Source organism: Nocardiopsis sp. NPDC058631, assembly GCF_042716955.1.
In the GTDB taxonomy this organism is placed as follows: Bacteria; Actinomycetota; Actinomycetes; order Streptosporangiales; family Streptosporangiaceae; genus Nocardiopsis.
Map to the genome: position 1 here is coordinate 23,731 of NZ_JBHXQY010000019.1, position 23,509 is coordinate 47,239.

Here is a 23,509-nt window from a genome sequence, read left to right on the forward strand (position 1 = left end):
TACGGCAACCGGTTGTGGCACGGCAGAGCGGAAGGGATGCTGACTCTTTTGTTATCGGAAGGAGTGCGGGGAAGGGTTTTCCGAGTTTTCCGCGGCGAACACGTGACGGGAGGGTTGACGTGGACAGGGGAGTCGGGAGATGTTCATGCAAACGTTTGCATCCGGCTGCGGACCAGCACCCGGTATCCCCCCGACCAGGAGCACGATCATGCGCAGGCTCATACTCCCCCTGACCGCGGCGGTGGCACTGACCACGGCCCCGGCCACCACCGCGCACGCCGACCCCGTACCCCCCGACCTCGCCCGGGAGGTCCTGGCCGACGGCGACGGATGGGGTTCGGCCGGGTCCGGGACCACCGGCGGCTCGGCCGCTGCCCCGGAGAACGTCTTCAGGGTCTCCACCCTGGAGGAGTTCCGCGACGCGGTGGCCGGGGACGCCCCCAAGATCGTCCTCGTGGAGGGCACCATCGACGCCAACACGGCGCCGGACGGCACCCGCACCGCGTGCGAGGACTACGCCGTCGACGGCTACACGCGGGAGGGCTACCTGGCCGCCTACGACCCCGAGGTGTGGGGGTGGGAGGACCCGGTGGGCCCGTTGGAGGAGGCCCGCGCCGCCTCCCAGGACGTCCAGGCCGAGCAGATCCGGGTCCGGGTCGGCTCCAACACCACTGTGGTCGGCGCGGGCGACGACGCAGTCATCGCCGGGACGAACCTGCTGGTCCACGACGTGGACAACGTCATCCTCCGCAACCTCACCTTCTCCGACACCCACGACTGCTTCCCCGGGTGGGACCCGGGCGACGGCGGAACCGGCAACTGGAACTCGGAGTACGACCACGTGGAGGTCTCCGGGGCCACCAACGTGTGGGTGGACCACAACACGTTCGACGACGGCGACAACCCCGGTTCGGACCTGCCCGAGTACTACGGGCGCAAGTACGAGGTGCACGACGGCCTGCTGGACATCGTCCGGGGTACCGACCTGGTGACCGTCTCCTGGAACGACTTCGTCGAGCGGGACAAGGCGATGCTGCTCGGCAACAGCGACGGCAGGACCACGGACCGGGGCAGCCTCAGGGTCACCTACCACCACAACCACTTCGACGGGCTCGGGCAGAGGGCGCCCCGCGTCCGCTACGGCCAGGTACACGTGTACAACAACCACTACACGGTGCGCGGCGACCTCTTCCAGTACAGCCTGGGCGTCGGGGTCGAGTCCCAGCTGTACGCGGAGAACAACCTGTTCGACCTGTACGACGGGATCGGGGCGGAGGAGGTCCTGTACAACTGGGGCGGTGACGACATCGTGGAGCACGGCAACGCGGTGATGCGCGACGGGCGCGGACGCCTGACCCCGGTCGACCTGGTGGAGGCGTACAACGCGGCCAACCCCGGCAGGGAGCTGGGCACCGGGACGACCTGGGTCCCGGAGTTCACGGCCGGGGTGGAGCCGGTGCACGCGCTGCGCGGGCTTCCGAGGGAGGTCGGCGCCGGACTCCTCTGAACCGGGGCGGAAGGGCCGGGGCCCCGGCCCTTCCGTGAGGGGCCAGCGCGACGGTGGGGCCGTGTTCGCACACGGCCCCACCGTCGTCCTCACACCTGTCGTGCCCCGGGGGCCGGGGCGGCCGCGGTCCACACGGTCCGGCGGCGAGGTTCACCCGGCCGGTCCGACGGCGAGGGGGGCGGTGGGCCCCCGTCTCCGGCCGGTCCGGCGAGGAGAACCTATTCTTCCGGGTCGATGCGCCGTTTGAGGCGTCGCAGGAACTCGGGGTCGTCATCGGGTCCGAGCGGGTGCGGGCTGTCGGAGGGCTTGGCGAAGTCGGACGGGTCAAGGTCGTCGGCCGACGCGGCCTGGGTCGTAGGGGGCGCGCTTCCGTCAGCGGGGGCGACCGCCTGGCGCGGGCGGCCGAGGAAGAGCCACAGGATCGAACCGACGGGCATGAACAGCGCGATGACGACCATCCAGAGAACCTTGGGCAGGTTGCGGACCTCTTGCGCAGGGGTGGTCAACGCGTCGAAGAACGCGTACACCCAGAGAACGATCGATACGAGCGTGATCAGGCCACCAAGCCACACCATGGTTCCAGCCTACTCTTGCTGTCGACTCCTCACGGTTGGGACACCGGCTCAGGGGCGAGGAACACCCCGCGGAGTCCGATGGTCCGGGGCCGAGGGGTGGGGGGACTTACCTCGCTCTCAGGGAGTGCTCTCGCTCGGTTCCCCGAGGAGGAGGGCACGCACCTCGGACTCGCGGAACCGGCGGTGCCCGCCCGGGGTACGAATGCTGCTGATCCGCCCGGAGGCGGCCCAGCGCGTGACGGTCTTGGGATCCACCCGGAAGAGTGAGGCCACTTCCCCGGGGGTCAACAGACGTTCGCTTGCTCGTTCCACCTTCACATTCCCCCAATCGTGCCCGCCTCGGACTGCGGGGGCGGCGGGCGTTTGATCCCCTAGTGTGCACGAGTTGGTCCGTTTCCTCCCTAGTTTTCGGAGAAATTGCGGAGATGGGGGGAGGAGTACCGGATATGTGACCGGAACGTGATGTTCAGGCCCTGCTGTCGGGATTGGAAACATCCCATGACTATGTGAATCCAGTGGCTTGTGTGGCCCTGTCGCCTTGGCGACGGGGGACACGCCGCCCCGGCGCCCGCTGTACCCCGCACCCCCTTAACCTGGTGGTGAGGGCATGCGGGTACCACCCGTTCGTCCTGTTCGGGGGCCCGGTACCACCCGGGCCACATGTGTGGACCCGGTCGTCTCGTGTACTGATGGGCGTAGCGACCAATCTAGTCCAGGTAATCGTCTGTTGTGAGGCTTTTTGATGCGTAGCTGGCTGACCTATACCGCCGCCCGGGTGGGCCTCTTCCTGGCGGCCTTCGGAGTGGTCTACCTATTCGGCGCCCGAGCGTGGGTCGCGCTCATCCTGGCCTGGCTGGTCAGCGGTCTCGCGTCGTACGTTCTGCTGTCCCGACTACGCGACCAGCTGTCGGCCCAGACCGTGGATCGGCTGGAGCGCCGCCGCGGCGCCAACGTGGGCGACCGCCTGGCGGGCGGCGCGTCCCGCGAGGACGACCTCCAGGAGGCGTCCGATTCCGTGACCGTCGGGGAGCCGACCGGTACGGCCGCTGCGGGCACCGGTACCGGCACCGCGGCCCCCGTCGGCTCCGAGGCTGCGACCGCCGACGTGAGCGGTGACGAGGAGACGAAGAGGGACGAGGACGCGGCCACCGCGTCCAAGGAGGGCTGACGGGGAACCTGCCGGGGCGGCCTCGTGCGCGGACACGGGAGAGACCCCGCCGTTCGGCGGGGTCTCGTGTCAGTGGTGGGCGAACCCCGGGGCGGCGGGTCTCAGACCAGCGGGAACATCCCGAGGCGTGCGTGGTACTCGCCGGCGAGGCTGTCGGTGTCGCTGCCCACGTACAGCCCGTCGGACGTGGCGTGCAGGGCCTCGGCCCCGTGCCCGCGGGAGCGGCCCGGGTTCCACGGCAGCGCGCGGCCGGTCCGCGGGTCCACGGCCGCGATGCCCTCGCGTGCCACCGACCCCGGTCCCGGGTTCATCGCGCCCTCCTCGTTGTCCATCCAGCGCTGGTGTCCGCCCACGTACACGGCCGACTCGGTGACCTCCACCGAGTACAGGGAGTCGCCGCCGGTCTTGTTGGACCAGGTGGGCCCCGAGTTCGGTTTGTCAGTGTTCTCGAACCGGGTGGTCGACTTGCACAACCCGGGTTTGGACTCCGGGCCGCCCCCCGTCACCACGGCGAAGTACGACCCGTCGGGGGAGAACGACATCTGCCGCATGTACGTGTGGATCCGCTCGGAGTCGCACGGGGCCTCGTAGGCGGACGTGGACCACGGGGTGACGAACGCTCCCGCGGTGTCGATCATGGCGATCTGGTAGCGGTGCTTGTTGTCCACCTTCGTGAACGTCCCGTTGATGGCGAGCCGTCGGCCGTCAGGGCTCAGGGCCAGTTCCTGCACGCGCAGGTTGCCGCGGCGCGGCTCGGAGATGCGCGGTGTGAAGTTGCGGTCGACCTTGCCGGTCCGCGTGTTGAGGCGGGCCAGGCCGGCGCGCTCGGTCTTGTTCACCCCGGTGAAGTTGCCGCCGACGTAGAGGCGGGCGCCGTCGGTGGCCAGGCGGTTGGTCGCGCCGTCGTCGAGGGTCGCGGTGAACCCCGGCACGGGGCTGCCGTCGGCCAGGGACAGACGCGCCAGTCCCCGCGAGGCCTTGCCGTCGACGGTGGTGAACCGTCCTCCGACGAGCACGCTCCTGTCCGGACCGGGGGCGATCGAGGTGACCATCGCGCTGACGTCCGGCGCGAAGTCGCGGATGATCCGCCCGGTCCCGTGCTCGAAGGCGAAGAGGTTGCGGAGGTCGTGCTCGTCGCCGTCGGCCTCGGCGACCCTGGTGAACTCGCCCCCCACGACGACGGTGTTCCCGACCCTCAGGATGTCCTTGACCGTCCCGTCCAGGACGTGCGGCGTCCACTGGACGGGCTGCTCGTCGACCACGCCCTTGTGTGCGGCGTACGCTGCCTGCGTCGTCACCGCGATGCCGACAGGGGCCAGGAGCATCGTGCTCATCGTCAGCGCGACGAGGGAACGGGTGGGTTTCACGGAGGATTCTCCTTGGTGGTGCGGACGAGCTGTCGACATGAAGACGGGCCGTACTGCCGAGGGGTTGCTCGTATTCTTGCAAAGAGTCACCATGAAGTCACTAAGAGTAGTGATCTTTGCTCTGCCTGTACCCGATCGGGGGTGTGTGGTCGGCCCGCCGGTCTGCCTGACGGTGGGGCCGCCGTGCCGCCACGCCGTCATGTCCTTCCGCGCGGCGCCGTGCCCGGCGGGGCGGCAGGCATGCCGGGAGTAGGGGCGGTCAGGCCCGGGGGGCCGCGGCGATGTGCCGCAGCTGGGCCGCCATGGCCTCGGACGCGCGCTGGCGCGTCGCGCCCCCGGGTGCCGGATACCAGATCGCGCGCGCCCCCGCCCCGCCCAGAAGTTCCCCTTCCAGGGGACCGGTCAGGGCATGCTCCTCCCCGGCCCGCCGTACGCCGTGGGGGCCGAGGGCCATGCCGACCGGGACGGCGAGCCCGTGCCAGCGCGGCTCGAAGGTGACGTCGCGGCGCCCCCGCGCCCGGCGTACGTGGAGTACGTCCAGGAGCCCCTCCTCGGCCAGGGCCTCCACCAGGTGGGGGAGCGACCCCAGGGGCAGCGCCTCCTCGTCCTCGTAGCCGACCGCCAGGGAGATCCGCTCGGCGGCCCGCTCCCCGTCCGGGGCCCAGGAGACGCGGGCGCAGCCGGAGAAGGGGTGGCCCGCGTCCAGGGGGCCCGAGAACTGGAGGACGGCGGCGCGCGGCGCGCGATGGCGCACCAACCGGACCAGGCGTTCGCGCTCCCAGGGGGCGAGAGCGGGTTCGTGCGGCCCCCACCCGGCCGGGAGGGCGCCGGCCAGGTGCTCGGCGACCAGCTCGACCGCCCGGCCCAGGGGCGGCGCGAAGGACGCGCCGTGCCGGACCGACAGGTCCACCACCAGGTGCGCGCCGAGCGGGGAGATGTCGAGGAACCCGTCCGCCGGTTCGGGCGTGTTCCCCCTGTGCGACGCGGGAACGTACCCGTGTACCCGGTCCCAGCGGAGCGGGAGGCCGCTGACGCCGTCGAACTGGCCGCCCTCCCCGTCGCGCACCACCCATCGGGCCATCGGCTGTGTGAGCAGGGTGCGCAGCGCGTAGGTGAGCCGCGACGTCCTCGGGGCGACCACCTGCAGGACCGTGCCCCGCAGCGCGTTGGCCGACACGGCGTCGGTGATCCAGGAGGACAGAGGCACGACCTCGCGGTCCTGGGCGACGACGAACGCCTCCTCGGCCTCGATCTCGACGGCCGGGTGCCCGGTCTCCTCCCACAGGGAGAAGTCACCCGGTCCGGACGTCCACACGCTGCCGCCCAGGCGGAGGGCGAGGCCGTCGGCGACGCGGTGAGCGGCCTCGCGGCCAGCGGCATCGGGCCGCGCCCGCACCTCGGCCCACCAGCACGTGTCCGGCAGGTTCGCGGCGGCCTCGGGGCCGAGGAGCCGGGCGACCTCCCCCCGCGACTCGACCGCCTGCGCGGGTTCGAGAGTGGCCAGGGCGCGGCGGTCGGCGTCCCGCAACTGGAGGACGCCGCCGTCCAGGGGGCGCACCGAGAGGTCGGCGCCCGCGTCACGGAGCGCGTGGGAGACCGCGATCATGCCGGGTTCCGCCGCCAGCAGTGCGACCACGTCGTAGCTCAACGGTTCTCCTTGGCGATACCGCCGGGGTGGGATCCGGCGGGAGGGGTTCGGGGGGAGGGGTTCGACGGGAACGTGCGGGACGGAGGGTCGCTCGGCGATGGGCTCGAACGGTGTCCCGGTGTCCTGGGGAGGGTGGTTCGGGTCGGGGGGACTCGGTCTGCGGGCGGGGACCGCGACACGGAGGACGCGGACGTCTCGGGGCCGGCCTTCGGCGTGGGTCCCCGGACGGGGAGCGCTGCGGTCAAGGGGAAGCGGGAACTCCGTGCCAGCTCGAACCTCCTCCGCTAGGACGAGGTCACCCTTTGTCGCCGTGCATCGGCATAATACGCACAAAGCGCCACAGGGGGCGCCGGTGTTGACGGAGACGGACAAGGTGGCCGCCACATGAAGTTCGAGCTGGTAGAGACCCCGCAACCCGCAGGGGAAACCGCGGGGGACTTGTCGGAGGGCGAGGAGGCCCCGCCGCGCGCACCGTTCGTGCACGGGGAAGCGGCCGTGCGCATGCGCGAGCGCACCGGAGAGCTCCGAACACGTCTGACCAGGACCATCGAGGCGGTGCGCCCCGCCCTGAACCGCATGGAGGCGAGCATCGTCCGCTCCGAGCGCGCCTTGGCCGATACCGGCCATGATTCGACCGCGGAGCCCCCCGCGAACTTCCGGGGCGAGCGTTTCGGGACCCGGGCAGGTGATGGACGGTGAGCGCGTGGGACATCGACGCCCCGTCCGTCGGAGTGGTGCTCAACGAGGTACTGGGCAAGATCGGCGACGGTAGCGGCGACGCACTGGACGGCGCCCTGACCACCACCGGCGACGAGATCATGAACGCCGCCACGGCGGCGTGCAGCGGTCCCGTGGAGGGCGAGCTGTACTACTTCCTCGAACACTTCGGCGTCCTCGCCGAGGAGATGGTCGATCGGGCGGGCTCCGCCCTGGAGGGGTGCGCCCTGGCCGTCGACGCCTACCTCGTCGGTGACCTGGAGATGGCCGAGGAGTCGCAGAACAACGCCACGTACGTCGAGAACCCCATGGACGCCCCCCACTGACGCGCGGCCCTCCTGACCCGGTCACCTCCCCGGCTCCTCGGATCATCCCCACGATCCCCGCCACCCCTGGTCCGGCCCCTGGCACCCGGCCCGGCCCCGAACCCCTGCCCCACACCTGAGCCTCCCCCCACACCTCCGGAGCCGCCGTGCCCCCCGTCGACGTGATGAGCCCTGAGCCCGACCCGCGGAACCAGCAGCCGCTCGACACCGACTTCACCGTCCTGATCGTCCCCGACGCCATCCCCATCCCCGGAACGTCGGTGGAGGTCCTCCAGACGGCCGCCGCGAACCTCCAGGCGGCAGCGGAGGAGGTCGCCGAAGGAGGCGCGGGGGTCGAGAGTTCGTGGCAGGCACTCCAGGCGCACTACACCGCGCCCGAGGCGGAGACCCTCTTCTCCGCGATGGGCCCGGTCGCCCGCAAGGGCGACACCATCCTGGAGGACGTGGCCACGGTCGTGACCGCCCTGGAGGCGTTCGCCGAAACCGCGCAGAGCACGCGGACCCGGCTGCGCACCATCAAGAGGGACGCCGAGGCCTTCGTCGAGGAGATGCGGGACAAGGAGTACTGGGCGCTCAACCCCCTCCACTACAACGAGAACCGCCACCTGAAGCTGTGGGCCAACATCGTCTGGGCGGAGTTCCAGGAGGCGGAGAGGGAGTGCGGCACCGCCATCTCGTCGGTGAACGGCCAGGGCAACACCTACACGGCTGTGGGAGAGGACGCCCCCGGGCCCGGGGAGATCGTCTACGGCCTTGATCCGGACGACGTCCCCGACGTCGTCTACGACTTCAGCGAGTTCTCCGAGTGGCAGCGCGCGGGGGAGGAGAGCTGGGCCCACCTCGCGGGGTCGGACAAGCCGTGGCCGCTCGACTGGGCGGCCGACGCGTTCGTGGCGCAGCAGGAGAACTTCGGTATCGGGATGCTCTGGGGCCTCGGTGTGGGGGCCGTGTCCGCGACAGGCCTGTGGCGTGACGGTAGCGGTTGGGCCGGCAGCGTCGGCGAGGTTGTGGACAACGCCGTCACCCACAAGGAGGAGGCCTTCCAGGGGTACGGCGCGCTCGTCGGGCTGCACGGCGAGGACGGGTGGATGAACCCGTTCGACTCCGAGGAGCGCTCGGGACAGACCTGGCGGGAGAACGCCGGGGCGGCGTGGACGGAGGTCGGCCACGACCTGGTCCCGTGGCGCGAGTGGGAGGACCGGCCCGCGTACACGGTGTCCACGGGGGTCGGCAACCTGGCGCTCACCGTGGTGGCGTTCCCGGTCCGCGGCGGGATGATGCTCAGCCGGATCGGCGGCGGCGGGCCCGGCCTCCCGGACATCGACGTGCTGGACCGACCGGGAATCACCTGGGAGCCGGGGGCCGCGGCGCGGCCGGGGTTCAGCCTGGCCCAGACGCTGAGCGGGATCAGGACCGGTTACTCCGACGTCACCGCTGGCATCGGGCTGCGCCTGGAGCAGATGAAGCGCGGGGCGCTCGGGAGGTTCGCCGACTGGACGGTGGTGGAGGGTGTCCCGGAGCCGGGTGGGGCGGGGAGACCGGTCGGGCCCGACTGGCCCGGTGCCGAGCCGGTACCGGTGCACACGGGGGGCGTGGGGGACGCGGAGGACGGCGCGGGGAGGCCGCTGGGCGCCGTCCCGGTGCACGACCCCGACACGGCGGGGGCCGAGGGGCCCGCCCGTACGGTGTTGGCCGGCCGCGACGACATGAGTACCGCCGACCTCGTCGACGACCTGGAGCGGTACAGCGGGATGGACGCCGACAGGCGTGTCGAGCTGTTGCGCGACCGGCACCAGGTCATGGTCGGAGCCGATGGGATGGAGATCGCGGGCACGGACGGCCCCGGGGAGCGCTCGGACTTCCGCATTACCGCCGCCCACGACCCGGATTCGGGATCCACCGAGCGGACGTCGGACCCCCGAGACGGCACCTCAGGCATTCACAGCACGCCTCTCACCGGCGACTCCGACAGTGCCAGCTCGGGCCACGGCTCCGGTGGTGACGGCACAGGCCGCCCCGTCGGCGGTCTCCCGCCCACACCGCCTTCCGAGGAGACAACCGGCTCCGACGGACGCGGAGCCGCCAGTGAGGGCGGGGATGGCAACGCGGGTCGACAGCCTGTCGCTGGCAACCGCCCGCCGAGCCCGACCACCCTGGAGGGACTTGAGGCCCATTCCTGGGGGGACAGGGAAGACCCGGCCAACCGGCAGGTATTCCGCCAAGACCTACAAAGACTCATCAACACCGACCCTGAAGTCTACGGGGAGTACTACAAGGAAAACAACGGGCACCGGAAAAGTATACGCACCACTATCGGTCCCGAAAATTATCCTTTGCCCAAGATCACCATGGATGAAAACACTCACCAGTGGGTCTGTTTGGATGTTCCGAAGCAGGCGACATATATCGGCGAGCGGATTATGTTGCGGGTCCATGATCCAGATTTCATTCCAGAGCTACACGATGGGCTTTCTGCCGAGGAACGGAAGCGAAGAGAGAAGCTTCGGGGAGAGATCGGAGCGGAGGAACTCCAACGCCGTGAGTGGATCAGGTCCGAGTTCTCCGCGCTTGACGCGCTGGCTACTGAGCGCCGTGATTCGATCACCGCTGCGGGAGATGCGCAGGGTTGCCTCGATGCGATGCAGAAAATCCATGGACCCTATATAAAGAACGGTCAAAATCATACGGATCTCGAGATGGCGAAATCTGATCAGAGGCTCGCCGATGCTGTAAGAACCGATGTTGCTGAAAGATTCGGAGAGCAGTCGGCCAGAATTGCAGCAAGGTACCAATTCGATGGTTCTCCTATTCTAGATTCCAACGGCAGGCCTCTGATGAGGGATGTGGTGGACGCGGACGGAAATCCCGTCGAGTCCAACGGGCAAATCCAGAGGGAAGAGATCCGACCGAACCTCGATGGTGCGACCTACATAGAACCGGCTGAGAACGCCCCGCGTAACGGGAACGATCAGTTCGACCAGATCTATCGGACCGTGGATGGCGACATCGTCATCATCGAGGCAAAGGCCGATAGTGCTACGAAGCTTGGGGACAGAATTGCTCGACCGGGCGGCAGGCCGCCTCGAGACGTGCAGCAGGGGACAAGAGAGTACCTTCTTGATATCGTGAGGACGATGCAAGCGAGGGCCGTGCAGCTTCAGGGGGAAAGGGGGATGGATGATATAAATGCCCTCAGGGAACTGGCTCTCGTTAAAGAGATTCGAAAAAAACTCGACCAAGGCAAAGTGGTCTACGCCCTGTTCAAGGGAAATGCAGAAACCCCCCCTGGGGAGTTGGGGCTGTCGGGGGAAATTGCAAACGGATATGCACACCAGGTATTCGATGTTTCTGATGGGGATTGAAGTTGAATCGAAAAGTTGTTCGTCCTAATGTGGCCGGCCTGGTTAACGATGAAAAAATCGCAGAGAACTCAAAGGAGAGAGTAGCGCACCTTAATGCAATTTCCAGAAAGCCCTCGTCGTTCGACGTGTGGATGGATCCAATGTTTGACTACGCGAAGGAGGCCCTTGTTGCTGACCCGGAAGCAGGAAAACTGGAGACGTGGGAGGCCTGGGTTGCTCTGATGCAGTACTACGGTGCTGCCTTTGCTGCGACCACGGGGCCCAAGGGCGTGGAGGTCACGTGCCGGCTTGGGCAGCAGACCAGGACGATCACGGGTATCGGGCCGAGATACTTCTCGAACGCCGGTAACTGGGAAATGGCGTTCTACCTGGCGGTGACATGCCGGGACAAGGAGCGTGTTGAGGCCTTGTGCTCGATTCCGGTGGACTTCCTTCGGCAAGCTGGGGAAAGTGATGGTGCTCAGTACAACCAGTTCACCTACCACTGGGTGGCGGCGTTGCAAGCCTATGTCAGGGGCAGCGACGACTTGGTGGGGGAGTTGCGCCAGGCGATGGAGCTGTCCGATCCGCGTAACGGTGCGTTCGGTGGGGAATATCTGAACCTGGTCTCATTTCCGCAGATGGATGTTTTCCGATGCCTTCTGATGGGTGACTCGGATAAGTTCAACGAGGCATTGACTCAGGGGCTGGAGTGGTTCAGGGATTACTATGGCACGGAGCGCCCGGGGCAAAGTCCCTTGGATGGTCAGGTGCCCTTGGGCTTGCTGGCGTTGGCATGCCTGGGCTACGACCGAAATCAGGTCGACCCCCAGTTCAGGTTCGAGGTCGAGTCGGACTACCTGCCCAAGCACATCGTGGAGAATTCCTGGCGCGGTGAATTCCCCATCTGATGGGATTAGAAAGTAGCGCTCTGCATCGAGATGATCATTATTGTGCGAGATCCTGAGAACTATACATTAGAAGAGATGATTCAGATGTATCTGTATGAGGGTTTTGATCGCGAGCATGCGGGGACCTATGCGCAGATCGCCAAAAACCCGCCGCGTGGCATTAGGATCGAATAACTGTTCTGGATTCCCCTTGGTGTTGATTCTTGGGGTTTGCGATAGTCCTCTCTCGGGTTATTGGGGATATCTGTCCAGGGTTCGGTTTCGTTCCGGAGTGGTTCAGGGAATACTGCAGTACTGACCGTCCCGGCCAGGGCCCGTTGGTTGGGGTGGTGCCGTTGGGATTTTTGGCGTTGGCGTGTTTGGCATACGGCCGAAGCCAGGTCGATCCCCAGTTCAGGTTTGAGGTCGAGTCGGATGATCTACTATCTGCTTTTCTGTGGGAAAGTTGATCCGATACTTTTGCGGAGAGCTCTGTCCAAGGTGTTCGGCGTGGCTGAAGCGAGCGTCGACGTGGCAAGCGAAGACGACATCGACTCCCGTAACTGGGACGCTGCGGTTTCTGCAGGGTACTCGGAGACGATGGGAGATATTGATTGGTCCCTGAGTGTCTACTCGGCCGAAAGTGTAGAGAATCAGCCTACTGAAAAGGATCTTTCTCTGGAGCTAGCCCGAATGCTCGGAGGCGTCGTGATGTTTCCGGGCGCGGAAGTTGCTCCTAGTATCTGGAAGCTCGCGACATCTCGTGGAGAAATAGCTTACGCGCGCGTCGAGGAGCCTGAGTACGAGGGGCAAGAGCTCAGGGTCGTCGGCGTCGAGATCGCTGTTCCGGAACTCCCTCGCGCAAGAGTCTCCAGATTCCCCGAGGTGATAAAAGTGCTTCAGCTTCCAACACTGATTGCGGATTCCTTCATCTCCGAAGATGCGGAGGGTGCGATGAGAGAGATTCGTGGGCTGGCCATGAATTGGGAGCGTCTTTCCGTGCGTATGTCTTCGGGTTGGCCTCCCCTGTCCTGGTATCCCGCGAGTATTTATGTGGAGGACTTGCATTGCAGGGACAAGGCTGATCGGATTCAGCGAGAGCTTTCCAGGGATGAAGCAAAGCTGGCGAGTGAACTTTTTGGGGTGCTTGATTCCAGATATAGCGATAACACTGTTGAGGACGGAGGACACGCTCTTGTTGAAGCGCGTGAGGTTGCCTCCGATTTCCTGCTGGCCTGTTCGTGGTACTGGCTCCGTCGGCCTATTGATGTTCCTTGGGTTGGTGGTCGGTTCGGTTGAGATGCGGGAGAAAGAGTTCGTCCTGGATCGGATATGGGGGCAAGAAGAGAGGGGGTTCGATGTTTTTTGAAGAGCAACATACGACCTGGCAACAGATCGAATCCTTCGCCCTCAAGGAAGCCCTGACGATTGGTCCGATATCAGGATTCGATCTGGTTGAGTACTTCAGGGGGATGGGTGATAAGGGTTGATGAAGAGGACTTGGATCATCCGGACGACCTGACAGCCTTTTTGGATGGGAAACCGTTCACGGGGCAGGCCATCGAATACGATGACAATCAGCCAGTTGAGTTGATGACCTACGTGGGTGGCGTGGAAAACGGCCCAAGGCTCACCTGGAGTCCGAATAATGGGCAACTGGTTGTCCAGGGGAACATGCGCTATCCCCATCCTGTTGGCCCTTGGCACTACTGGGACGAGGGCGGAAAGCTCGCACGGGAGAGAATCTTTGATACGGCAGGAAATCTTCGTATCATGAGAACGTGGGATGAGATGGGTAACCTCACCAGCGAGGAGCGTTACGAGCCGGAGGTGGGGTTCAAAGATCAAGCCACCGGAAGGCGAAACGCCCTGCGTTGGCGCTGAAGCTCCCAATTTAGGGTCCTCATGAGGATGCAGCAAGTCGATATTGGAGAGATCGATTGCCTTGAGGGATTGGGGGAGAAGGCCCTGTATGAGGGTGAGCCCTTCACCGGTGAAGCGATCATCTGCGAAAACGGCATCAGTGTTGGCCTGAGGACATTTATAGAAGGGAGAGGAGGCGGGCCAAGACTCAGATGGTCTCCTAGTGGAAAACTGGTAGCCCAGGGAAATTATCAGTTCTCTGTTGGTCCTGTGGGTTCCTGGCATGAGTGGGATGAAGAAGGGAGTCTTCTCTCTGAGGCGATCTATGATGCGCTGGGTAATCTCATCATCTTTCGGGAGAGGGATGGATTCGGCAACATAGGAAAGGAAGAGGTCTATCCTCCGGTGCGCTTGCTGCGGGATCCCGGCACTGGGGAGGGCCGACCTGCACCATGGCTTTAGAATCGCTGACTTCTGGGTGGGCTAGCTCGTGCCCGGTTTTTTGAGTGATCTGGTGAAGGTGGCTTTTGATTATGCGTTATCCCGTTGGCGATGTGGGAATGCTGGAGCAGCAGGAGATGCTGCAGGAGGTCGGTGCGGATCTTCTGGGGGGTGCGCCTGAGGGTTGGGTGCGGCTTGAATACGAGTACTCCTCCGTGGCCCGGTATGCCACCGATGGGCTCACGGCTGAATATTCGGACGGGACGTCTGAAATGGTAAAATGTCCAGTGTCCGTTCTGTTAAAGCTTGCCAAGCTGCGTGCGGGTATGTACCAGGAGGACAAGGGGACGTGGTTCTCGATCAAGTACACGATCGAGCGTCCCTCCCGGTACAGCGTGGACTTCAACTACGACGAGTATCCGAACTTCACGTTCCGTCCGAGCCCCGAAGACTTCGTTGATGACCTGGAGACCTTCCCCCGGTCGGACGAGTTCGTCCCCGATTGGCTGAGGGAGCAGATCGAGGCAGCGCGGGGCGGGGCCGGGTAGCCCGCACGCCCCCCGCACGTCCCCCGCTCCGCCTCCCACCAGCCCTACTGTGCTCCGGACCGCCCACCGAGGTGCTCCGCGAAGTGCCTCTCGATGGCGCGGTGGAGCAGCACCTGGTTCTCGGGGTTGGTGAAGCCGTGACCCTCGTCCTCCGCGACGATGTACTCGACGGGCACCCCGCGTGCACGCAGGGGTTCGACGATGTTGTCGGACTCCGCCTGGACCACGCGGGCGTCGTTGGTGCCCTGGGTGATGAGCAGGGGGGTGCGGATGCGGTCTGCCATGGTGATGGGCGAGCGGGCCAGCATGTCTGCCTCCTACTCCGGGATGTCGGGGTCGCCGACGTAGCGGTACCAGTTGTTGGCCAGGCTGGGCCCGAGGAACGGCGGCAGGGCGCGCGTGAAGTTCGCCAGGTCCGAGATGCCCACGTAGTCCACCGCCGCGGTGAAGTAGTCCGGGGCCGCCCGGTGGGCGGGCCCGGTGCCAACGCAACACCATGCCCCAGGGACACGGTCAACCCCGTGCGGCGACCGCCCGGGCCGTGTTGAGTGTCCTCGGAGCTGGGCAGCATGTCCGGTATGGATAGTTCTGATGCGTATCGCGACGAGGCTCGTAGGAACGGCGTCCCCGAGCACGCCATCGACCTGGCTCTGAGCCTCGCCCGCCCCCAGATCGAGCTGAGCCCGTCGGGCGAGGGCGGTGGGGTCCTGGCCGGTCGGTACGGCGGGCTCCCCTCGCTCCCCCCGGACTCCACGTGGGACGGCTACCTGGATCTTGTGGCGTCAGTCGACTGCGCGGCCCTCCCGCGGGACGCGCTCGACATCCCCCTGCCCAGGGACGGGCACCTGCTGTTCTTCGCCGACAGGTGCGACATCGACGGGGCCGTGCTGATCGGCAGGGGCAACTCCGTGGTCCACGTCCCGGCCGAAGCGGCCACGGTGGAGAAGGCCCCCGACCGCGAGGACGCCTCCCCCGCCATCGACCCGCACCTCCTCTACGCCCGCACCGTCCGGTGCCTCCCGACGAGCGCCGACGACGCCGTCCTGGGTGACGTGGAGACCGCGCGGCTCTACATGGAGTACGAACTGGAGCACCAGGACAGGAGGAGGGAGATCGATGAGATCGATCTGTTCCTGGGCGGATACGCCTACTCGCCGCAGGACCCTCCGATCACGGGTTCCTCCCCGGACGACGAGAAAGGCGGTTGGGTGCTGCTGGCCCAGGCGCAACTCGACATGCCCGACAACCCCGGCTTCACCGCGTGCCCGTTCTGGATCATCCAGCGCGACGAGCTGGCGGCCATGAACTTCGAGGCCGCCGGGTTGGTGACCCTGACCTACCACTGAGGAGGTTCCGGAACCCGGTGCGGGTCCGTTTTGAGCGGGGTGCCCTGCGGCGGGTTCCCCGGGCGCTCGCCGGCTGTATCTCAGAAGAAGTAGTCGGGTGAGCGGGAGGGGTGCCACTGGAACATCACGATGGTGGCGTCGTCGACGAGGGGGCCGTGCTGGTACTGCAGGATGGCTTTGGTCAGGCGGCGCAGTGTCTCGGGCGGAGCTTCGTCGGCGGCGATGGCGCGCAGGATGAAGTCGGTGAACCGGTCGATGCCGAAGTCCTCACCGGAGGGGGACCGGGCGTCGACGACGCCGTCGGTGTAGAACAGGACCCGGTCCTGGGGCTGCAGGTGGGCTTCGTGGACGGTACGGGTGGATTCGGCCAGACCGTCGGGCAGCCCGAGCGGGGGCTCGGGGTCGCGCTCCAGCGCCCGGTCGACGACCTCCCCGTTGCGCAGCAGCAAGGGCGGGGGGTGGCCGGCGTTGACCCATTCCAGTTGACCGGTCTCCAGGTGCAGCTGGGCGAAGATGGAGGTGGTGTGCCGGGCGTCGAAGGCCTTGAGCAGAGCCCGGTTGACACCCTCGACGAGGGGTCCCAGGTCGGGCGTCCCGGAGCGGCGGGCGTTGCGGCAGGCGGCCAGGGCGACCGCGGAGCTCATGCCGGCACTGAGGTCATGGCCCATGCTGTCGATGATGGTGACGTGCAGCATGTGGTCGACCAGGGAGTGGTCGAAGGCGTCGCCACCCAGATCGTAGGCGGGCTCCAGGGTGGCACTGGACGTGGTCATGCGGCTGCCGATGGAGCGGGGTGGCAGGAAGGCCCACACCATCTCGGCGGAGATCTCCATCTTCTGTGTCCGCTGGAAGCGGGCGTAGGTGTCGCTGAAAAGGCCTTGGGTGAACATCACCAGTGTGACGATCGTGGACAGGCTTCGGCACAGCTGAAGGGCCTGGGCGCTGATGGTGTCGGCCTCGACGCACAGCACCCCCAGGCGTTCGATGCCGTCGATCAAGGGCAGCCACAGGACCAGGCCGCCGCTGTCTCCGACGGCGATGTGTTCGGTGACGTTGCGGTAGGCCCGGCCTGCGTCGGAGGAACCGATGGGTAACTGGCGCTCGGTGTTCCCGTAGCGCTGGGGCAGCATCACCAGCTGATCCTGCTGCACATCGGCCACATAGACGCTGATCCGGTCCACCCCCAGCATCGAGGCGTGGTGCTGTAGCGCTTGCGGAAGCTCGGAGGGCTCCATGCGGTGCATCTTGTCCAGAAACGCATCGAGAACCATATCGGGTGCGACGGGCTTGGCCATGGCCCTCATCTCCGGCTCGCGTGGGGCGTGTGTCTGCCTGCGGCGACTGCGGTGCTTCCACCTCCAAGCTATCCCTCCAAGGCCCATCAACAGGAAAAATGTCCTTTTCAGGGCGCCGACGCGGACAGTGGAGCAGGTCGACCTCTGGCGCTGGTGAACGCGAGGATCCACCCTCGTCTCCCGCCGCCACCGGACACGGTCGACGCCTCAGGTGGCAGGGCCGGCCACCAGCCCGTTCTGGAGGAGGCGCAGGTAGGCGTCGGCCGCCGCCTGGCGCCGGTCGGCGGGGTGCTCGCTGATCGCGTGGATCAGTCCGCACAGCAGCTTGAGCATGTTCTCCCCGGTGAGTGGCGGCTCCGTGCGCGCGCGTTCGAGGAGCTGCTCGGTCGTCGCGACCAGTTCGCCTTTCGCCTGCCGCAGGGATTCCCGCTCGTCCTCGACCGTGATCAGGACGTCGAACAGCCCGGGCTGTTCGAGCGCTGCCGTCAGGGCCGCACGGAGGAACTCGCCGAGGGCGCGGCGGGGGTCGGGGCCGAGCGCCGCCTCGGCCGCCACGCGGTTGAGGTCGGTGACGGCCTCCTCGACCACGGCCTCCAGCATCGCCCGGGGTGTGGGGTAGAGGCGGTAGACCGTCCCGACGCCGACCCCCGCCCGACGGGCGAGCTCGTTGAGCTTGAGGTCGGTCTCCCCGGCGGCGACCGCCTCCCGGGCCTTCTCGAAGATCTTCTGGTTGTTGCGCGCGACGTCCGCCCGCATGGCCGCCTCCTCCTGGGACCACAAAGTTGATAACTCATCAACTTTTCGTGCTACGGTGAATTTGATAGCTTATCAACTTCCTTGTGGGGGACCCGCATGACCATCGTCTTCGTCCACGGCGTGCCCGAGACACCGTCCGTCTGGAACAGCGTCCGGGCGCTCCTTCCCGAGTCCACCGTGGCCCTGCGCCTGCCCGGGTTCGGCAGTGCGCGACCGGCGCACATGCGGGACAAGGAGGACTACGCCGCCTGGCTGGCCGAGGAGCTGCGCGCCATCGGCGGGCCCGTCGACCTCGTCGGACACGACTGGGGCGCCCACCTGGCCATGCGCGTCGTCTCCTCCTACGACGTCCCGGTCCGCAGCTGGGTCTCCGACGTCGCCCACGGCTGGCACCCCGAGTACCAGTGGCACGACGCGGCCACGCTGTGGCAGAAGAGCCCCGAGGGAGAGGAGTCGCTGGCCGGGCTGCGTGCGGCGGTTCCCGGCAGCGGGGCCACCTTCGGGGACGTGCTCCGGTCCCGGGGCATGAGCGCGGAACTGGCACAGGAGGTGGACGCCGCCCACGACGAGGAGATGAGCGCGGCCATCCTGGCGCTCTACCGGTCGGCGTGGCCCAACTTCCACGCGGACTGGGGCCGGGACCTCGACGGTCCGGCCGAGGTCCCGGGGCTCCTGCTCGCGCCGACCGGGGACCCGATGGCCCGCCCGGAGCAGGATCGAGAGATGGCCCGACGCCTGGGCACCGGGTTCGAGGAGCTGGACGGGCTGACCCACTACTGGATGCTCCAGGACCCCGAGCGGGGAGCGGCCGTCCTGCGACGGTTCTGGTCCTCCCTGGACAGCTGAGACCGGGATCCCGCCGACGCGTGGCCCGGCAGCGGTTGTTCCGGGGGGTGCGGTTCAGCGGGTGAAGGCGCAGGGACGCAGACCCGGAGGGGCCGCAGGCCTACGTCACTCCCCTTCGTAGAGGCGTTCGAGGTCGACGAGTTCCACGCGCGGATCGGAGGCGGCGGCACCACGCAACTCGGCGGTGAACCCGGCTCCGCTGAACAGCAGGAGCTTGCCCGGACGCTGTCCCCTGCCCTCTAGCAGGTCAGCGATGTGCGCGAGCCTGGCCAGGTGGTGGGAGTCCATCGTCTCCCCCCACTTGGCCTCACCGATCGCGAGCAGGCCCCCTTCGTCTCCGGACACGACCACGTCGACCTCGTGGCCGACCCGCCGGGCACTGTCGTAGACGACCCCGGTGCGCGCGTCGGAGGGTTCGCCGCCCAGGGTGCCGGGCCCTGCGAAGTCCTGGGCCCAGAGACGGCACATGCGGCGGAACCGGTGAGGAGCCTGCCCATGAACGACATCGAGGAGCCGCACAGCAGGAGGCGTGCCCGAGAACACGCCCAACGGTTTGACCAGCACCGATGCCTCCGCATTTTTTAGTAGTGCATTTATAAGATCTGTACTCCTCAAAGCTGCACGAGGACTCTCGGCCTTCAGGATCCCGGTCGTGGGGCGGACTCCGGTGACGCGGGGGAGTCCCCGTCGCGGCGGGCGGGACGGGGACTCCCCGGGGCGGTTCAGCGGGTGAACACGTAGGGGCGCAGGCCCGGCGGGACGCCGGCCGGGTCGACGGGCAGGGTGGCCCACACGTGTGTGCCCAGGTCGGCCCAGGGCGCGAGCCGGTGGTGGCCCCACGCCGAGGCCAGGTTCTCGATCATGAGCAGGCCGCGCTGCCCCTCCGCCCGGTCCCACTCGTCGGCGGTCCGCTCGTGGGGGACGGCGGGGACGCCGCCGCCCCCGCCGAAGTCGGACAGGCCCACGCGCAGGGTGCCCGGATCGGGCATGGACAGCGCGCGCAGGACCTCGCCGCCCTCGTGGCCGGAATCGGTGTACTTGCAGCAGTTGGCGAAGACTTCGCTGGTGACGAGGGTGAGCGTGTCCACCGTGTCCGGGTCGAACCCGGCCAGGTCGGCGGCGAGGTCCGCGCGGACCCCGCCCAGCTCGGACAGGTGCCCGGGGTAGACGCGGTGCTCCCAGAAGACGTGGGGCCTCATGCCGGGACCCCCTGACGGGCCTGCCGACCGCCCCACACGTCGGTGGCGGCGGCCAGGTCGTCCCAGTTCTCCGGGGCGGTCCTGGGCGGCGGAATCAGGGCGAGCGCCGCAACGGGCAGCGGGGACGGGGCGGCGAGGAGGTCGCCGGAGGTGCGGGGCCGGGTAACCCAGCCGTGGAGGCGGGCGCTGGCCTCGGCCTGGACCCGGAGCAGCTCGCGCTCGTGGGCCTCGTAGTAGGGCCGTACGAGGGCGACGTCCTCGGCTTCGGCGGTGTGGCGCGGGGGAGCCAGGTCCCGTACCGGGCGCGGAGATGTCACCGGGGAAAGAGCGGCAGCCGGGACCGGGACGGGAACGGGCGCGTAGCGGCGGACCCGGGTGGACCGGCGGCGACGCAGCCGCCCGGGGGAGGCGTGGCGTCCGCGAGGGGCGAGGAACAGGGCCATGACCAGCCGAAAGGCAGGGGTCAGGGCCGCAGCGCTAAACTGGCGCATGCTGGCAATCCTTAGGTCTAAAGGTGTTGAAGTTGCTGGCCACGACCCCGAACGGTGTTTAGCCGTTGCGGGGTCATTTCGTTCAGTTGGGTTTTCGAGACAGAGAGTAGGGGGTCGGGGGGTCGGTGCGTGGAGATACCGGGAAGTAACGTGGGAGAAGTCGAAAAAACGGCCGACCAGCACGCTGGTCGGCCGTCGCTGTGTCCGGGATCAGGGGATAAGGGAGGTGGTGGAGCCGAGGAACGCCGCCCAGGCCTCGGGGGTGTAGCCGATGTGGCCGAGGGGTCGGTTGTCGGTGTCGCGCACCAGAACGGCCTCCCCTTCCGCGACCTCGACACAGCTCCCTTCGCCTCCGCTGTAGGTGCTCTTGTGCCAGGCGTTCACGGTGGCTCCTCTGCCTCGTCGGCTCAGGCGCGGTGGGTGGTCACCCCGCGCAGGAATGATGCCCACGCTTCGGCGGTGTAGTCGATGTGGCCGAGAGTGCGGTTCTGGGTGTCGCGGACCAGGACGGCCTTCCCTTCTGCGACCTCGATGCAGCTTCCTGAGCCACCGCTGTAGCTGCTCTTGTGCCAGTGGGTCTCACGTTTCGTCATCGAGTTCTTCCCTGACCTTCCTGATGAGTTCCCGGCTCGCACGGGGCGACAGCGCTTCGGCCTGCAGAACACCGAAGAGCGTCGCGCAGTGTTGCACCTGCATCATGCCATCCATGAGCTGCTCGCCTTCCATGTGTTCGGCTGAGGCGACCACGGGTTTGTCGGGGAAGGTATAGAGACGGAAGGGTCCTGAACCACCCGGATGGCACTCCGCGTCGCTCGGGATGACCTGGAAGCGGATTTCGCCCCTCTCGATCAACCCGACGACACGGGCCAGCTGTTCCCGAAGGATAGAACCGCCGCCCTGGACAGTTCGGCGGAGTACCGGCTCCTCCACGACGATCGACACCAAAGGACGATTTTCCTGCCGCTCTAGAACTTCCTGCCGTGCCATCCTCAGGGAGACCATTTGGTCGATTTCCTTCGGTGAGAACCACGGAACAGTGTCGGCCAACAGCCCTCGCGCATAGTTCTCACACTGCACCAGTCCAGGGAAGACCAATGGCTGGTACTCCCGGAGTTCGGTGGCCTCCCGCTCCAGCTGACCGACTTCCGTGTACCAGGGCGGTAGTGCGTCGGGCTCGTTCGCCGCGTTCCATGCCCGATTTATCGCACCCCCGGAATCGAACAGGTCATCCAGTTCAGCCGCCCGGTCGGACGGCAGCCTGCGCCTGCCCTTCTCCCACGCGGACACCGTGGACTGGACGACCTTCAACGCCTTGGCCACCTGGCCCTGCGTCATCCCGGCCTGGCTGCGGGCCGCCGAGATCTTCCTGCCCAGGGTCTTGCGCCTGGGGTTGGCCTTGAGGCTCACTACGACTCCCACTTCCGGGTTATCGCCACTACGACCCATGCAAGACCAGGACACGACGCGATAGGGCGCGCAACGACTAAGTGTGACCGTTCGGTGATTTTGCTGGAACCTTTTCTTGGGCGGCCCCAGGGTGGTCCCACGGGCCACGCAGTGGCCGTCCCAGGGAGGGAAACCAGGTGCGACCAGTCACCCGCATAGTGCCGAACCGTGACGCCGAGGGCAGCCCCGAGCCCCTGCCCCGCCGGGTCACGGACCCCGACGACCGCGCGCCGGTGGTGCTCGACCACTCGTGCCCGGCTCCCGCCTGCCACGCCCTGGCCGTCGCCGGACGCCCCGAACAGGCCTCCGTCCTGCGCAGGCGCATTGCCGCGGTCCTGTCGCCCGCCACCTCCGACGTCGCCCAGTACCTGGTCAGCGAGCTCTTCAACAACGCCATCACGCACTCGCGCAGCGGGGACGAGGGCGGGCAGGTGACCGTCACCCTCCACCGGTTCCCCGGCCGCGTGCAGGTGAAGGTCATCGACCAGGGGCCGCGCGGGGACGGCTCCTCCACCCCGCACATGCGCCCCCTCGACCTGGAGCGGGAGGGCGGGCGCGGGCTCCGCCTCGTGCACGCCCAGGCGGCACGGTGGGGAACCTTCCACGACCGCGACCGGACCACCGTGTGGTTCGAGCTGGACCGGCCGCGAACCCGGATCTGAGGAGCCGGCCGTGACGACGGGACGGGAGCGGACGCTGCCGGGCGCGGTCGACACCCCGGAGGAACCCGGTCGGCCCGCAGGGGGACTGTTGACCCCGAGCGAGGCCGCGCACATCCTCGGCGTCGGCACCGGGACCCTCCTCCGCTGGGAGGGGGAGGGGCGGCTCACCCCGCTCCGCACACCCGGTGGAGACCGGCGTTATCGGAGGAACCGGGTCCTCGCCCTGGCCGCCCCGGCGCCGCCGCTGGAGGAGGTCGTCGCCACCCTGCGCCAGGTCCACGGCCGTGCCCTGGAGATCGGGGCGCGGGAGGAGGCCGCCGAGATCGCCCGCCTCATGGCGGTTCTGGACGCCGGACACCGGACGCCCGCCGACCCCCTCAGGGGTGACCGCCGTCCGTCATGATCCGCCTCTGGTGCTCCGCGTTGTCGATCCTCTGGAGGGACGCGTCATCCAAGTTCGAGCCGCCACAGCGCGGACCGGCGCAGGTACTCCCGGGCGAGGCGCACCTGGGACCTCCTGTCGATCCAGGGCTCGTCCGACGCCCGGGCGGACTCCAACCGCGCGACGAGTTCCCCGGTGTGCGAGGTCTGCCTTCCAAAGTCGGGGATCACTCCGTGGCGCGTCCTTCGGCTTCCTCGACCAGCTTCTCGCGGAGCCAGTCGGGGATGTTCTCCTCGTCGCGGGGGAAGCACTTGAGGTCGTTGGTGAAGCCGAAGGCGGTGGGGAACGTGATGCCCGGGTCGTCGTCGTAGTTGTAGTTGACCGCGAACTTCCCGGGCCGGGTGATGACGTACTCCATGGAGAACCAGGTGCCCTTGCCCTCCTGGTACATCCCCGCGCGCAGTTCGTCGATCATCATCGTGATACCGGCGGGGGTGGCCGTCCTCCGGCTGGAGCCGTCCTCGAACTCGACGACCAGTTCGCTGGTCCCGTGCTCGACCACGGTCTCGATGCGGTAGATCAGGCGCGTCCACCCGTCCGGGGCGCCTTCGAAGATCCGCATCCCGATCTGGGTCAGGATCTCCTTCTGCGCCGCAACGTCCAGGTGGCCCTTCCGGAAGAGGTGACTCACCGTG

29 protein-coding genes are annotated in these 23,509 nt (G+C 67.4%); 14 read left to right on the forward strand and 15 right to left on the reverse strand.

Annotated elements, in window-relative coordinates:
- Positions 1 to 208: 208 nt before the first annotated feature.
- Positions 209 to 1,507 carry a polysaccharide lyase family 1 protein gene (locus tag ACFWTE_RS09290; protein ID WP_378778822.1) on the forward strand — a complete coding sequence of 433 codons (1,299 nt, stop codon included), beginning with the start codon at positions 209 to 211 and terminating at the stop codon, positions 1,505 to 1,507.
- A 218-nt stretch (positions 1,508 to 1,725) separates the two neighbouring features.
- Here ACFWTE_RS09290 and ACFWTE_RS09295 read toward each other — a convergent pair whose 3' ends face one another.
- The gene (locus ACFWTE_RS09295) at positions 1,726 to 2,082 is read right to left on the reverse strand and encodes a PLD nuclease N-terminal domain-containing protein (RefSeq protein WP_378778823.1); all 357 of its coding nucleotides are present in this window, start codon (positions 2,080 to 2,082) and stop codon (positions 1,726 to 1,728) included.
- 117 nt (positions 2,083 to 2,199) lie between these two features.
- Positions 2,200 to 2,400 (reverse strand): BldC family transcriptional regulator, encoded by a 201-nt coding sequence (locus ACFWTE_RS09300; RefSeq protein ID WP_017535950.1) that lies wholly within the window; start codon positions 2,398 to 2,400, stop codon positions 2,200 to 2,202.
- Between the two features lie 424 nt (positions 2,401 to 2,824).
- Between ACFWTE_RS09300 and ACFWTE_RS09305 the strand changes: the two genes are divergently transcribed.
- A complete protein-coding gene (locus tag ACFWTE_RS09305; RefSeq protein ID WP_378778824.1) occupies positions 2,825 to 3,250 on the forward strand; it encodes a DUF4229 domain-containing protein in 426 nt (141 codons plus the stop codon).
- A gap of 101 nt (positions 3,251 to 3,351) precedes the next feature.
- On the opposite strand, the gene ACFWTE_RS09310 is transcribed toward ACFWTE_RS09305, so the two are convergent.
- Both ACFWTE_RS09310 and ACFWTE_RS09315 read right to left on the reverse strand, forming a co-directional pair.
- Positions 3,352 to 4,617, reverse strand: a complete 1,266-nt coding sequence (locus ACFWTE_RS09310; protein WP_378778825.1) for a hypothetical protein — start codon at positions 4,615 to 4,617, stop codon at positions 3,352 to 3,354.
- A 259-nt stretch (positions 4,618 to 4,876) separates the two neighbouring features.
- Positions 4,877 to 6,265 (reverse strand): DUF6177 family protein, encoded by a 1,389-nt coding sequence (locus ACFWTE_RS09315; RefSeq protein ID WP_378778826.1) that lies wholly within the window; start codon positions 6,263 to 6,265, stop codon positions 4,877 to 4,879.
- A 384-nt stretch (positions 6,266 to 6,649) separates the two neighbouring features.
- Here ACFWTE_RS09315 and ACFWTE_RS09320 point away from each other — a divergent pair, with 384 nt between their 5' ends.
- From ACFWTE_RS09320 to ACFWTE_RS09355, 8 genes are all read left to right on the forward strand, one after another.
- Positions 6,650 to 6,964, forward strand: a complete 315-nt coding sequence (locus ACFWTE_RS09320) for a hypothetical protein (protein ID WP_378778827.1) — start codon at positions 6,650 to 6,652, stop codon at positions 6,962 to 6,964.
- Positions 6,961 to 7,308 carry a DUF6507 family protein gene (locus ACFWTE_RS09325; protein ID WP_378778828.1) on the forward strand — a complete coding sequence of 116 codons (348 nt, stop codon included), beginning with the start codon at positions 6,961 to 6,963 and terminating at the stop codon, positions 7,306 to 7,308. Before ACFWTE_RS09320 ends, ACFWTE_RS09325 begins: the two co-directional genes overlap by 4 nt.
- Positions 7,309 to 7,454: 146 nt before the next feature.
- Positions 7,455 to 10,670, forward strand: coding sequence for a hypothetical protein (locus ACFWTE_RS09330; RefSeq protein ID WP_378778829.1), 3,216 nt, complete (start codon positions 7,455 to 7,457; stop codon positions 10,668 to 10,670).
- Positions 10,671 to 10,810: 140 nt separating this feature from the next.
- Positions 10,811 to 11,560 carry an immunity 49 family protein gene (locus ACFWTE_RS09335; protein WP_378778830.1) on the forward strand — a complete coding sequence of 250 codons (750 nt, stop codon included), beginning with the start codon at positions 10,811 to 10,813 and terminating at the stop codon, positions 11,558 to 11,560.
- A gap of 414 nt (positions 11,561 to 11,974) precedes the next feature.
- Positions 11,975 to 12,838, forward strand: coding sequence for a hypothetical protein (locus tag ACFWTE_RS09340; protein ID WP_378778831.1), 864 nt, complete (start codon positions 11,975 to 11,977; stop codon positions 12,836 to 12,838).
- A 129-nt stretch (positions 12,839 to 12,967) separates the two neighbouring features.
- A complete protein-coding gene (locus ACFWTE_RS09345) occupies positions 12,968 to 13,423 on the forward strand; it encodes a toxin-antitoxin system YwqK family antitoxin (RefSeq protein WP_378778832.1) in 456 nt (151 codons plus the stop codon).
- 21 nt (positions 13,424 to 13,444) lie between these two features.
- Complete coding sequence (locus tag ACFWTE_RS09350) at positions 13,445 to 13,864, forward strand: hypothetical protein (RefSeq protein WP_378778833.1); 420 nt, start codon at positions 13,445 to 13,447, stop codon at positions 13,862 to 13,864.
- 98 nt (positions 13,865 to 13,962) lie between these two features.
- Complete coding sequence (locus ACFWTE_RS09355; protein WP_378778834.1) at positions 13,963 to 14,391, forward strand: hypothetical protein; 429 nt, start codon at positions 13,963 to 13,965, stop codon at positions 14,389 to 14,391.
- Between the two features lie 44 nt (positions 14,392 to 14,435).
- Here ACFWTE_RS09355 and ACFWTE_RS09360 read toward each other — a convergent pair whose 3' ends face one another.
- Positions 14,436 to 14,699 (reverse strand): alpha/beta hydrolase family protein, encoded by a 264-nt coding sequence (locus tag ACFWTE_RS09360; RefSeq protein WP_378778835.1) that lies wholly within the window; start codon positions 14,697 to 14,699, stop codon positions 14,436 to 14,438.
- 270 nt (positions 14,700 to 14,969) lie between these two features.
- On the opposite strand from ACFWTE_RS09360, the gene ACFWTE_RS09365 reads away from it, so the two are divergent.
- The gene (locus ACFWTE_RS09365) at positions 14,970 to 15,737 is read left to right on the forward strand and encodes a DUF1963 domain-containing protein (RefSeq protein WP_378778836.1); all 768 of its coding nucleotides are present in this window, start codon (positions 14,970 to 14,972) and stop codon (positions 15,735 to 15,737) included.
- Between the two features lie 80 nt (positions 15,738 to 15,817).
- Here ACFWTE_RS09365 and ACFWTE_RS09370 read toward each other — a convergent pair whose 3' ends face one another.
- Positions 15,818 to 16,972 carry a PP2C family protein-serine/threonine phosphatase gene (locus ACFWTE_RS09370; RefSeq protein ID WP_378778837.1) on the reverse strand — a complete coding sequence of 385 codons (1,155 nt, stop codon included), beginning with the start codon at positions 16,970 to 16,972 and terminating at the stop codon, positions 15,818 to 15,820.
- 267 nt (positions 16,973 to 17,239) lie between these two features.
- Complete coding sequence (locus ACFWTE_RS09375) at positions 17,240 to 17,788, reverse strand: TetR/AcrR family transcriptional regulator (RefSeq protein ID WP_378778838.1); 549 nt, start codon at positions 17,786 to 17,788, stop codon at positions 17,240 to 17,242.
- A gap of 96 nt (positions 17,789 to 17,884) precedes the next feature.
- Between ACFWTE_RS09375 and ACFWTE_RS09380 the strand changes: the two genes are divergently transcribed.
- Positions 17,885 to 18,634: an alpha/beta fold hydrolase gene (locus tag ACFWTE_RS09380; RefSeq protein WP_378778839.1), complete on the forward strand. Its 750-nt coding sequence runs from the start codon at positions 17,885 to 17,887 to the stop codon at positions 18,632 to 18,634.
- A gap of 105 nt (positions 18,635 to 18,739) precedes the next feature.
- On the opposite strand, the gene ACFWTE_RS09385 is transcribed toward ACFWTE_RS09380, so the two are convergent.
- The 6 genes from ACFWTE_RS09385 to ACFWTE_RS09410 form a co-directional block, all read right to left on the reverse strand.
- Positions 18,740 to 19,102, reverse strand: coding sequence for a hypothetical protein (locus ACFWTE_RS09385; RefSeq protein WP_378778840.1), 363 nt, complete (start codon positions 19,100 to 19,102; stop codon positions 18,740 to 18,742).
- 254 nt (positions 19,103 to 19,356) lie between these two features.
- Positions 19,357 to 19,833, reverse strand: a complete 477-nt coding sequence (locus ACFWTE_RS09390) for an ATP-binding protein (protein ID WP_378778841.1) — start codon at positions 19,831 to 19,833, stop codon at positions 19,357 to 19,359.
- Positions 19,830 to 20,324: a hypothetical protein gene (locus tag ACFWTE_RS09395; protein ID WP_378778842.1), complete on the reverse strand. Its 495-nt coding sequence runs from the start codon at positions 20,322 to 20,324 to the stop codon at positions 19,830 to 19,832. The genes ACFWTE_RS09390 and ACFWTE_RS09395 overlap by 4 nt, the downstream gene beginning before the upstream one ends.
- A gap of 210 nt (positions 20,325 to 20,534) precedes the next feature.
- Positions 20,535 to 20,708, reverse strand: a complete 174-nt coding sequence (locus ACFWTE_RS09400) for a DUF397 domain-containing protein (protein WP_378778843.1) — start codon at positions 20,706 to 20,708, stop codon at positions 20,535 to 20,537.
- Positions 20,709 to 20,731: 23 nt separating this feature from the next.
- Positions 20,732 to 20,917 carry a DUF397 domain-containing protein gene (locus tag ACFWTE_RS09405; protein ID WP_378778844.1) on the reverse strand — a complete coding sequence of 62 codons (186 nt, stop codon included), beginning with the start codon at positions 20,915 to 20,917 and terminating at the stop codon, positions 20,732 to 20,734.
- On the reverse strand, positions 20,904 to 21,731 hold the full coding sequence (locus ACFWTE_RS09410) for a helix-turn-helix domain-containing protein (RefSeq protein WP_378778845.1): 828 nt from the start codon (positions 21,729 to 21,731) through the stop codon (positions 20,904 to 20,906). The genes ACFWTE_RS09405 and ACFWTE_RS09410 overlap by 14 nt, the downstream gene beginning before the upstream one ends.
- Positions 21,732 to 21,928: 197 nt before the next feature.
- Here ACFWTE_RS09410 and ACFWTE_RS09415 point away from each other — a divergent pair, with 197 nt between their 5' ends.
- A complete protein-coding gene (locus ACFWTE_RS09415) occupies positions 21,929 to 22,432 on the forward strand; it encodes an ATP-binding protein (protein ID WP_378778846.1) in 504 nt (167 codons plus the stop codon).
- 10 nt (positions 22,433 to 22,442) lie between these two features.
- A complete protein-coding gene (locus tag ACFWTE_RS09420; protein WP_378778847.1) occupies positions 22,443 to 22,835 on the forward strand; it encodes a MerR family DNA-binding transcriptional regulator in 393 nt (130 codons plus the stop codon).
- A gap of 44 nt (positions 22,836 to 22,879) precedes the next feature.
- Here ACFWTE_RS09420 and ACFWTE_RS09425 read toward each other — a convergent pair whose 3' ends face one another.
- Together ACFWTE_RS09425 and ACFWTE_RS09430 are read right to left on the reverse strand one after the other, a co-directional pair.
- A complete protein-coding gene (locus ACFWTE_RS09425; RefSeq protein WP_378778848.1) occupies positions 22,880 to 23,044 on the reverse strand; it encodes a hypothetical protein in 165 nt (54 codons plus the stop codon).
- Complete coding sequence (locus ACFWTE_RS09430; protein ID WP_378778849.1) at positions 23,041 to 23,505, reverse strand: immunity protein YezG family protein; 465 nt, start codon at positions 23,503 to 23,505, stop codon at positions 23,041 to 23,043. The genes ACFWTE_RS09425 and ACFWTE_RS09430 overlap by 4 nt, the downstream gene beginning before the upstream one ends.
- Positions 23,506 to 23,509: the final 4 nt, after the last annotated feature.